The 10404-nt window shown below is 61.6% G+C and carries 8 protein-coding genes; 6 read left to right on the forward strand and 2 right to left on the reverse strand.

Annotated elements, in window-relative coordinates; translation table 11 throughout:
* Positions 1-60: 60 nt before the first annotated feature.
* The 5 genes from RAS12_RS02745 to pcaF all read left to right on the forward strand — a co-directional run bounded on the left by RAS12_RS02745 (position 61) and on the right by pcaF (position 8836).
* Positions 61-3228, forward strand: a complete 3168-nt coding sequence (locus RAS12_RS02745) for an ankyrin repeat domain-containing protein (protein ID WP_306944968.1) — start codon at positions 61-63, stop codon at positions 3226-3228.
* A 144-nt stretch (positions 3229-3372) separates the two neighbouring features.
* Positions 3373-3951 carry a superoxide dismutase [Fe] gene (sodB, locus tag RAS12_RS02750; protein ID WP_105556338.1) on the forward strand — a complete coding sequence of 193 codons (579 nt, stop codon included), beginning with the start codon at positions 3373-3375 and terminating at the stop codon, positions 3949-3951.
* 283 nt (positions 3952-4234) lie between these two features.
* Positions 4235-5941: a methyl-accepting chemotaxis protein gene (locus tag RAS12_RS02755; protein WP_306944969.1), complete on the forward strand. Its 1707-nt coding sequence runs from the start codon at positions 4235-4237 to the stop codon at positions 5939-5941.
* Positions 5942-6061: 120 nt separating this feature from the next.
* Positions 6062-7471, forward strand: a complete 1410-nt coding sequence (locus RAS12_RS02760; protein WP_306944970.1) for a chloride channel protein — start codon at positions 6062-6064, stop codon at positions 7469-7471.
* Positions 7472-7630: 159 nt separating this feature from the next.
* A complete protein-coding gene (pcaF, locus tag RAS12_RS02765; RefSeq protein ID WP_306944971.1) occupies positions 7631-8836 on the forward strand; it encodes a 3-oxoadipyl-CoA thiolase in 1206 nt (401 codons plus the stop codon).
* A gap of 110 nt (positions 8837-8946) precedes the next feature.
* Here pcaF and RAS12_RS02770 read toward each other — a convergent pair whose 3' ends face one another.
* Positions 8947-9462 (reverse strand): DUF192 domain-containing protein, encoded by a 516-nt coding sequence (locus RAS12_RS02770; protein WP_306944972.1) that lies wholly within the window; start codon positions 9460-9462, stop codon positions 8947-8949.
* Between the two features lie 90 nt (positions 9463-9552).
* Entirely contained in the window at positions 9553-9798 is a 246-nt protein-coding gene (locus tag RAS12_RS02775; RefSeq protein WP_006220277.1) for a cold-shock protein, read from the reverse strand.
* Between the two features lie 228 nt (positions 9799-10026).
* Here RAS12_RS02775 and clpS point away from each other — a divergent pair, with 228 nt between their 5' ends.
* Positions 10027-10341, forward strand: coding sequence for an ATP-dependent Clp protease adapter ClpS (gene clpS / locus RAS12_RS02780; RefSeq protein ID WP_306944973.1), 315 nt, complete (start codon positions 10027-10029; stop codon positions 10339-10341).
* Positions 10342-10404: the final 63 nt, after the last annotated feature.

Below are 10404 nucleotides of genomic sequence, written 5' to 3' on the forward strand. Positions count from 1 at the left end.
GCAAAACAATCGACGCAAAACAATCGACGCAAAACAATCGACGCAAACAAAGGCGGTGTGATGTTGCACAACAGAAGCTTGGGTCGGGTGCGGGGTATTCTGGCCGCCATGGTGTTGGGGGCCGCGCTAGCGGCAAACGCGCAGCCTGCGGTAGAGCAGACGCAGCAAACCAACTGCGATTGCGAGTCGATCTACCGCGAATACAAAGTGGCCGACACGCCTCAGACTGAAGCGCTGTTTGATGCCGTCAATCGCAGTGACGAAGCGGCGTTTTCCGCAGCGCTGGCGCAGGTGGACCAGCCGGGCAGCTATGCCCAAAATGGCGTGCCGCTGTTGCACGCGGTGCTGATGCCGCCGCGCACCTTACGGTCCAAAGACGTGTACTGGAGCATGGCGCCGCAGGAAGCAGCCCGTATACGCGAAGCGCATCAAGCCAATTTGCCCGCTCGTACGCGCATGCTGGCTGCGTTGCTGGCAAAGAAGCCGGCGTTGGACGACGTCACCTATGATTCGCGCCGCCCGCCCTTACATCTGGCCCTGCTGTACGGCACGCCCGAGATCATGGACATGTTGCTGGCAGCGGGCGCCAAGCCTGACCAGCGCGGCGATGAAAATCGCAAGCCCTTGGAATTCCTGCTGAACCGCGACTTTGAGTTCGCCGTACGTATGACGTATCGGCCGCGTCTGGTCGATCACAAGAGCCTGTCGCGCATGGTGGTGGCGCTGTTCAAGGCCGGTGCGACCCGGCCCTACTCGGACTTCGATAAATCGGTCGGCAAGTCCGCGAATCCCCCGTTCGTCGACGATCAGGGGCATGCGCGGCCGGCGGCAGATTTTCTGGCCTGGGCGCCCCTGGTGGAACTGACCGAAGGCGCTGAACCATTGCAAGCCCTGGCCGCAACCGGCAGCAAACCCGCCTATGGCGAGGAGCTGACGCCGCTGGCGCTGGCAGGTTACCTGGGCAATGCCGGAGCCGTGCCGGTGCTGATGAGTTTGGGGCCGCGCAAATATGGGGAAAAGGGCGAGCGCGATGCGTGGCTGGATGCTGCGCAGGCCGCAGTGACGGGTGGTCATCCCGAGATCGCGTCGCAGTTGCTGCGGGCAGATATGCCCTTTGCGCAGTCGGGTCCGCAGTCCAATTCAAGCGCGCTGATTTTTGCCAAGATGGAGAGCAGCGCGCGGCCGATCATGAATCTGGCCGCGCAGCGAGGGGATGCGGCGACGATTCAGCGTCTGCTTGCGCTGGGAGCGTCGCCTGAAGGCGATTCCCGCGAACGGCATGGCAATACGCCGCTGGCAGACGCGGTACTCGCGGGCAAGCGCGAGGCCGTAAAAGCACTGTTGGCCGCAGGCGCAAATCCCGCTGCGGTACGCGACGGTTATGACCTGCATTCGGCGCTGGACGTCGCAGTGATTGAGGGCAATGCGCCGGTACTGCGCGATCTGCTGGCTGCAATGAAACCTCAGGCGCGTCAGGCCTTGTGGCGCGATCAGGAGCGTTCGCCTGTACAGCGGCTGTTGCATCAGCGCGGCAAGCAAGGCGCCGAGATGCTGCGGCTGTTCGCGGACGCTGGATTCGACGTGAAGTCCCTGGGTGCGGACGCCATCCGCCAGGCCCTGGAAAACCACGATGAATCGATGGCTGCGGCCCTGATTGAGGCCGGTGTGGCCGTCAATCTTGCCCCGCCGCCCGCGGCTAAGGCCGACGGCGCGGCGAACCCGCGCTATGACCGCCATGGCGAACCGCCATTGTTGTGGGCAGTGGCCTTGCGTCAGACCGCGATTGTCGAGCTGCTGCTGGCCAAGGGCGCGGACCCGGCGGCGATGACGCCGGAAGGCGAAAGCGCGATGTATTGGGTGCTTGCCAAGCGAGACGGAGCGATGCTCGACCGCCTGCTTCAAGCCGGCGCCAGGCTGGATGATGCGCGTTTGCCGAAAGCGCCCGCGCCGTATGCGCTGCTCAATGCCGCTGTTGCTTCGGGTGATATGGAGCTGGTTCGCCGCGTGAGCCAGGCCAATGGACAAGCGCTGGCAGACGCCTGCTTGCCAGAGGATGCGGAATTTATTTTGTTGGATAAGGCGGGCTACTTCGAGCAGCTTGCGGCAGCCGGATTCACCGGCCGTCAGGACCTTTGCGCGCGTGAGGCAGGGGCCTTGCCACAACGCATCGTGTCATTGTTATTGCGCGGGCGGCAGTTGGTCGTGGCCCGGCGCGACACCGTGGTGCAGGTGCTGCGGCAATTGAAGGCGTCAGGCACGAATCTGGATGCGCTTTTGAGCAATGGCGATACGCCCTTGAACACCGCCATCGAACATGGCCGCAAGGACGTGGCGGACGCGCTGTTGAGCGCGGGCGCCAGTCCCGATACCGCTGACGCAGCGGGACGCAGTCCGGCTTGGGTCGCGCTTGAAACCGGGCAGCCCGGCATGTTGGCGCTGCTGTCGCAGTATCACGCGCGCTTTGACACGGCTGAGGCACCGGCCGGCCAGTCATTCCAGACGACGGTGGCATGTCAATCCGCGCCTGAGTTCGGACAAGTTTTGCAGACAGCAGGCGTGACCTTGCAGGCGGCCTGCCCGCAGGTTGCGCAGGGCAAGCGGTCTGGCAGCAAAGCGCCGAGTAAATCCGCTGCGGCGGTGGAGCTGCCCGGCCATTACTTTCTGCGCGGCGTGCGTGAAGTGGGTAGCGAATTGTTGTTGTCCGAAAACGGTAACTTCGATTACCTGATGAGTTATGGCGGGGTGGACATCATGGCCCGGGGCACATGGCGCAGCGATGGCAAACAGGTCTTCCTGGACACGCCGCCGATTCAGCCATATTCCGCCATTGAAGACGTGCGCGCCGACACCCGGCCCGCCGAAAACGGCCAGTTGACGGTGCGCGTCTACTATCAAGACCGCCCCGTAAAAGTGGATGTGGCGATGTCATCCGCGGATGCCGACTACGCCGGCATTCCGCGGCAATCCGAAGGCGCGGAAGGCGTCAGTGCGCCAATCGCGCCAGGCGCATTGAAGGCGCTGTTCATATTTGTGCCACTGGCTGCCGGCGCGCGTTGGCACGAAGTGGACATCAGTAAAATCGATCCCGCTGCACGCGCCATCCGCATTGATGTCACGGCGCCTGAAGCGGCGGCCAGCTCACCATTGCACAAGGTGCTTGCGGTGCAGAAAGATGGTGTGCTGATGGAGATGAGCGGCGGCAGGGAACTGCAATACGAGAAAGAGTAGCGTTTACGTTTTTCGCTCAGATGCTTGAGTCATAAACACATACGTCTGTTAACCCCGCGCAGCTGCGGGTTTAGCGCGGTATCTTCAGTAGTTGCCGATACAATCGAAGGGCTTGATCGTGCAACTCAACAGAAGGAACCAACAATGGCACATACTCTTCCTCCCTTGCCTTACGAACTGGACGCACTGGCTCCGCACATCTCCAAAGAAACGCTGGAGTTTCACTACGGTAAGCATCACCAGACGTACGTCACGAACCTGAACAACCTCATTCCGGGCACGGAATTCGAAACGTTGTCCCTGGAAGACATCGTGAAGAAGTCCTCGGGTGGCATTTTCAATAACGCCGCTCAAATTTGGAACCACACGTTCTACTGGAACAGCCTGGCCCCCAAGGCCGGCGGCGCACCCTCGGGCAAGCTGGCTGACGCCATCAACGCCAAGTGGGGCAGCTTTGACGCTTTCAAGGAAGCGTTCAACAAGTCGGCAGCCGGCAACTTCGGTTCGGGCTGGACCTGGCTGGTCAAGAAGGCCGACGGTTCCGTCGATATCGTCAACACCAGCAACGCAGCCACCCCGCTGACGACGGCCGACAAGCCGCTGATCACCTGTGATGTCTGGGAACACGCCTACTACATCGACTACCGCAACGCCCGTCCGAAGTACCTGGAAAACTTCTGGGCGCTGGTGAACTGGGAGTTCGCCGCCAAGAACTTTGCCTAATTGGCAAAGCGGGCGGGTGTGCGGCGCTGGCGCCGCCCCGCCTGACAGGAAACCCCTTGCATCAGCAAGGGGTTTTTTCTTTTTCATTCAGCAAAAATTCAGCTGTCAAAACCCTGTCGATTGTCGATTTCATTGCGGGGAAATGAAGAGTAAACAGCCTTTTCTTTAGGGTTCTCCCTAGGAACGCCAACCGCTATCGTTGCGCCCGGTCTACGACTGAACCACGGGGCCCACGACTGCGGCTTGCCCGCCATAAACCGGGGTAACTAAAGGGAAGGGAAGCATGTTGCGGTTATTTTCCGGGTTGCGTATCGGTGCGCGCCTGTCGGGCGCGTTCTTGTTGGTGGCGGTAATAGGCGGTGCGGTGGGGGCTTTTGGCGTTTGGGGGCTCTCGCGCATTAACGAATTGAATGATCGGCTTTATGACACCGAACTGCGCGGCATTTCGGATCTGAAAGAAGCCAATATCAACCTGATCTACGCGGGCCGGGCCCGTAGCGGTTATTTGGCCGCAACGTCAGAGCAGGACCGGCTGGCGCTCAAGAAGCAATTCGACGACGCGGTAAAGGTCATGGACGAATTGCGTGAAAAGGCCGCCGTCAATTTCCATGCGGAAGAAGGCAAGCGCCTGCTGGCGCAGTTCAGCGAGACCGAGCAGGTCTGGAAGCGCGAGTCCGCAGCGTTCTTTGCCGCCGCTCAGTCGCAATCGTTGACACAGACCGACCCGCGCGTGGCCGAAATCGAAAAGCGAGTGATCGCGTCGTCGCAAAAGCTTGACGACTTGATGACGAGTCTGGCTATCGGCAAGGAAAAATCTGCCGCGCAATCGGTGGAGGAAGGCACGGATCTGTACGCAACCGTCCGCGCCATCATGATCTTTCTGGCTGTGGCAGGCGTCGCTGTCGGCATGTTGCTGGGCTGGCTGGTGACGCGCGGTATCGTGCGCCCGTTGCTGCAAGCTGTGGCGGCCGCCCGTCAGGTTGCCGCCGGCGACCTCACCACCGACATTCAGGTTGCCACGCGAGACGAAACCGGCGACTTGATGAGCGCGCTCAAGGCAATGAACGAAAGCCTGGCTCGTATCGTGAAAGACGTGCGCGATGGCTGCGAAAGCATCGCATCCGCGTCGTCGCAGATCGCTCAAGGCAACTCCGATCTGTCTCAACGCACTGAAGAACAAGCCTCGTCGCTCGAAGAGACCGCAGCGTCGATGGAAGAGCTGACCAGCACCGTGCAGCAAAACGCCAACAATGCCAGCGAAGCGGACCGTCTGGTCAGTCAGGCATCCAGCGTGGCGGTTCGCGGTGGTGAAGTCGTCGAAGGCGTGGTCCAGACCATGAGCGCCATTTCCGACAGCTCGCGCCGCATTGCCGATATCACGGGTGTGATCGACGGCATTGCTTTCCAGACCAACATCTTGGCGCTGAACGCCGCAGTCGAAGCTGCGCGAGCCGGTGAGCAGGGGCGCGGTTTTGCCGTCGTCGCGGGCGAAGTGCGGACGCTGGCGCAGCGCTCGGCCGTTGCTGCCAAGGAAATCAAGGCGTTGATCGATGAATCCGCCGTACGTGTCCAAGGCGGCACGCGCCAAGTGGACGAAGCCGGCCGCACCATGCGCGAAGTGGTCGACAGCGTGCGCCAGGTTGCCGTTCTGGTGCGTGAAATCGCCAGCGCGTCGGAAGAGCAATCTTCCGGCATCGGCCAGGTCAATCAGGCCGTGGCGCAGATGGACACCGTGACGCAGCAGAACGCCGCGTTGGTGGAAGAAGCGGCGGCGGCTGCTGCCAGCATGCAAGAACAAGCTGGCCGTCTGGCGCAGGAAGTGCGCCGCTTCAAGGTGGATGCTGGCGGCGGCTCCGCCCGTGACGCGCAAGCGCGGCTCGTGCAAGCCGTGCCGATTGCAGCGCGCAAGACAAGCGCGGCTCCGGTTCGGGCGGGTCAGGCGCGTCCCGCGTTGGCGCATGCCAGCGACGACGACTGGTCGACGTTCTAAGTGTCTTGACGCGGCGGGATGCGGATTGTGCTTTGCGATCAACATCCTGCCTGCGGCAGTCGGCTGCCAGTCAGGCGGGAGTGGTAAGGTTAGCGACCTCCTGCCGCCTCCCCGCAGCCCATGAGCCTGACTGAAACGTATCGCCGTATCTCCGCTGGCACGCGTCGACTGATGCGCCGCAAAGTGCGTCAGATCAATCGCCTGTCTCGCAAGAGCCTGCAAATGCTCTTGCTGCTGGGCGGCGCCGGCCTGGTGGCCCTGATGTCACTGGGTTTTGCCTATCTGGCGGACAAGGCACTGGATTGGAATCGCCAATGGGTCGGGCACAACGGCTGGCTGGCTTTGCTGGTTCTGCCGTTCAGCCTGGCCGGCCTGCGCTGGCTGACGCTGCGCTTTGCGCCCAATGCTTCTGGGAGCGGCATTCCCCAGGTCATCGGCGCGCTGTCCCTGCCGCCCGGCCCGAGCCAGCATAGTCTGGTATCGCTCGCCCAAACACTCTGGAAAATTCCGCTGGCCTTCTTCGGCATGCTGGCCGGCGCCTCTATTGGCCGTGAGGGCCCGTCGGTGCAGGTGGGGGCGGCTCTGATGCTGGCTTGGGGCGAGTTCTGGAAGCGGCGCGGTGTGCAACTGCGCGGCTTCCATACCAACGAACTGATTGCAGCAGGCGCCGCAGGCGGCCTGGCCGCCGCATTCAATGCACCACTGGCTGGCGTTATTTTCGCCATCGAAGAATTGGGCCGGGGCACGGTGCTGCGCTGGCAGCGCCTGGTGTTGATTGGTGTGCTGGCTTCCGGCTTTCTGGTGGTAGCGGTGCAAGGCAATAATCCGTACTTCGGAGTTTTTGGCGGCGCGCCGCTGGCCCACGGCATGTTGATGTGGGTTGTCATTTGCGCGGCGCTCAATGGCGCGCTGGGCGGTATCTTCGCGCGGCTGCTCGGCAAAGGAGCCGCCGGCAGCGCGCCCGTTTCCTGGCGCGCCTGGATACGCGCGCATCCGATCTGGACTGCGTTCATCATGGGCTTGGCGTTGGCCGTGATCGGCCTGTCCACGGCGGGCAGCGTGTACGGCACGGGTTATGGCGTGGCGGCCGATCTGTTGTCGGGCCACGACACGCCGCCTGCCGGCTTCGGTCTTGCCAAGCTGGCGGCCACGGTTGCCTCATATTGGGCGGGTATTCCGGGCGGCATCTTTACGCCAGCGCTGACCACAGGGGCGGGTATCGGCCAGCAGATCTGGCAACTGGCAGGCGAGGGCGTGGATCAGCGCGTGCTCGTGCTGGTGTCGATGGCCGCATTTCTGGCGGCCGCCACCCAAGCGCCGTTGACAGCGAGCGTCGTAGTCATGGAAATGACGGGTAGCCAACCGATGTTGTTCTGGCTGCTGGTAGGGTCGCTGCTGGCTTCGGGCGTGTCGCGCCAGTTCTGCCCGCAACCCTTCTATCACCTGGCCGCAGGACGCTTTCGCCGGCAGGCGGTGGTGGAGGCCGGGCGTGCCGCGCAATCAAACACCAAACCGCCTGCTGCGTCCTAGTGGCCGCCCATTGACGTGCATGCGCGATGCGCGGTAAAGGTGAACATCAGCTGGACACTGTCCGTGTAGCGGACATCAGACCCATGCACCATCTTGGCGCTTAGGTGCTGCGTTAAGATCATCCCAATCCCGTTTTTCTCACTTCACTCCGAGCTTCTCATGACCGTGAATGCCTTTATTTGTGATGCGATCCGCACCCCCTTCGGCCGCTACGGCGGCGCGCTGGCTTCCGTGCGCCCCGATGATCTGGCTGCCGTAGCCATCAAGGCGCTGGTGGCGCGCAATCCCGGCGTGCGCTGGGAAGAACTGGACGACGCGATCATGGGTTGCGCCAACCAGGCTGGTGAAGACAACCGCAACGTGGCCCGTATGGCGACCTTGCTGGCTGGTCTGCCGATCGAAGTGCCGGGCGCCACGGTCAACCGCCTGTGCGGTTCGGGGCTGGACGCCATTGGCACCGCCGCTCGCGCGATCCGCGCTGGCGAAGCCGGCCTGATGCTGGCTGGCGGCGTGGAAAGCATGAGCCGCGCACCGTTCGTCATGGGTAAGGCCGACAGCGCGTTCTCGCGCAACGCTGCAATTTATGACACGACGATCGGCTGGCGCTTCATCAACAAGCTGATGAAGGCGCAGTACGGCGTGGATTCCATGCCCGAAACGGCTGAGAACGTCGCCGACGATTTCAAGATCAGCCGCGAAGACCAGGATTTGTTTGCGCTGGCCAGCCAGCAAAAGACGGCTCGCGCACAAAAAGAAGGTGTGTTTGACGCCGAGATCGTGCCGGTATCGATCGCGCAAAAGAAGGGCGATGCCATTGTCGTCGCCAAGGACGAGCATCCGCGTGAAACCAGCCTGGAGTCGCTGGCCAAGCTGAAAGGCGTGGTCCGCGAAGGCGGCACCGTCACGGCTGGCAACGCGTCAGGCGTGAACGACGGCGCCGCCGCCTTGCTGCTGGCTGACGAAAAGGCAGCCGCCCGCCACGGCTTGACCCCGCGCGCTCGCGTGGTTGGCATGGCCACCGCTGGCGTCGCGCCGCGCATCATGGGCATCGGCCCGGCGCCCGCCACGCTGAAAGTGTTGGCGCAAACCGGCCTGACGCTGGACCAGATGGACGTGATCGAGTTGAACGAAGCCTTTGCCGCACAAGGCTTGGCCGTGATGCGCCAATTGGGCATCGCCGATAACGACCCCCGCGTGAACCCCAACGGCGGCGCGATCGCCCTGGGTCACCCGCTGGGCGCCAGCGGCGCACGTCTGGCTACGACCGCCATCAACCAACTGCATCGCACGGGCGGCCGTTACGCGCTGTGCACGATGTGCATCGGCGTGGGCCAAGGCATCGCGCTGATCATCGAACGCGTCTAAGCAAAGTGTTGTTTTTCCCGCCGCTTAATTGGTGGCGGGAATGAAAAGGGAGCCTCTTGGGGCTCCCTTGCCATATGCGGATGGGGCCGTGCGGCCCTGAGTGCTGCCGCTCAGGGCAGCCCGTCGATTTTCCGCCCGGCCTTGATGCCGTGCTGGTCAAACCAGCCTTGGGCCATCTCCAGGGCGTAGCGCACCGGTTTCTTGGCGCAGTGCGGGTCTTCGGTCTGCGGCGCCATGTCATCGATATTGACGATCGTGCCGTCGTCGGCGATAAAGGCTATCGAGAGTGGCAACAGCGTGTTGCGCATCCAGAAGCACTGCACATCAGGCTGCTCAAAGACGAACAACATGCCGTCGTTACCCGGCAGCTCTTTACGGAACATCAGACCCGCTTCGCGCGATGCATCCGAATTGGCGACTTCTGCGCGGATAATATGGATACCCGCCGAAAGTTGCGTGGTGGGCAGCGGAGCCTGCGGACCCCTTGGCGCTTGGGCGCCGGCGGACAAAGGTAGCGCAATTGCCGCAGTGGCCAGTGCCAGCGTCAGCACTTTTTGCGATACTGCCTTAAACGCAGTTTTGAACAACGTACGATTGATGGGAAACACTACGGCGTTTTTCAGCATGGCCTGGCAAGGTAATTAAAAAAACAAAGCGGGGCTCGAAAGCCCCGCCTGGATAATGGCGCAACCTTACTGGTGCACTGTAAGGGTAACTCAGGCTGCGGTGATATTAAGCGCCTGTTTGCCTTTGGGCCCCTGAATGATTTCAAAGGCGACTTTCTGGCCTTCTTTCAGGGTTTTAAAACCATTCATCTGGATGGACGAAAAATGGGCGAACAGATCTTCACCGCCGTCGTCGGGCGTAATGAAGCCAAACCCCTTTGCATCGTTGAACCATTTGACGGTGCCCGTCGATTTGGGATTGTCCCCTTGGACGGCGGTTGCGGTCGTATCAGACATGCGGCCTGCCTCATTGAATCGTATGTTGACAGAAGGGCATCGCGGTCTAGACCTCTTTTCCCCCCCTCCGGCTTCCTGGCAGATTTTCGATGAGTTGAAAACCCCAGAATGCGTGGATAATGCGCCGCTTTTCTTTGTGCAGTCAAGTATGGAAACTACGTATTTCTGCGTGTAATTTTGCGTAAGTTGCGCGTTAGGCGTCCCCAGTTTAAATAGAATAGCCGCCCTATGAGTTCTACCTTGGATACCCAGCATGATTTGGTCGTCGAAAAGGCATCGGCTCGCGCCGCGCCGCCTCCGATGTATCAAGTCCTGTTGCTGAACGACGACTACACGCCGATGGAGTTCGTCGTCAAAGTGCTGCAAAAATTCTTCAATAAAAATCATGAAGAGGCGACGCGGATCATGTTGCAGGTGCATCACGAAGGACGCGGAATATGCGGGGTGTATCCCCGCGATCTCGCGGCCACCCGAATCGCCCAGGTTGGGCAATATGCGCGCGCGCGCCAGCATCCGTTGCAATGCGTGATGGAACCGGTTTAAGGGCGCACATAAAGACGCCGCCAGCGATGGCGGCGTTGTGCTGTCCGTAGTTACTAGCAAAGC

It is taken from the genome of Achromobacter seleniivolatilans, from assembly GCF_030864005.1.
Taxonomy (GTDB): domain Bacteria; phylum Pseudomonadota; class Gammaproteobacteria; order Burkholderiales; family Burkholderiaceae_B; genus Achromobacter; species Achromobacter seleniivolatilans.

Excerpts from the sequence above, each read along its gene's own strand:
- RAS12_RS02775 (WP_006220277.1), bottom strand. The coding sequence starts at position 9,798 with ATGTCTGATACGACCGCAACCGCCGTCCAAGGGGACAATCCCAAATCG.
- RAS12_RS02770 (WP_306944972.1), bottom strand. The coding sequence starts at position 9,462 with ATGCTGAAAAACGCCGTAGTGTTTCCCATCAATCGTACGTTGTTCAAA.
- clpS (WP_306944973.1), top strand. The coding sequence starts at position 10,027 with ATGAGTTCTACCTTGGATACCCAGCATGATTTGGTCGTCGAAAAGGCA.
- RAS12_RS02760 (WP_306944970.1), top strand. The coding sequence starts at position 6,062 with ATGAGCCTGACTGAAACGTATCGCCGTATCTCCGCTGGCACGCGTCGA.
- pcaF (WP_306944971.1), top strand. The coding sequence starts at position 7,631 with ATGACCGTGAATGCCTTTATTTGTGATGCGATCCGCACCCCCTTCGGC.
- sodB (WP_105556338.1), top strand. The coding sequence starts at position 3,373 with ATGGCACATACTCTTCCTCCCTTGCCTTACGAACTGGACGCACTGGCT.
- RAS12_RS02745 (WP_306944968.1), top strand. The coding sequence starts at position 61 with ATGTTGCACAACAGAAGCTTGGGTCGGGTGCGGGGTATTCTGGCCGCC.
- RAS12_RS02755 (WP_306944969.1), top strand. The coding sequence starts at position 4,235 with ATGTTGCGGTTATTTTCCGGGTTGCGTATCGGTGCGCGCCTGTCGGGC.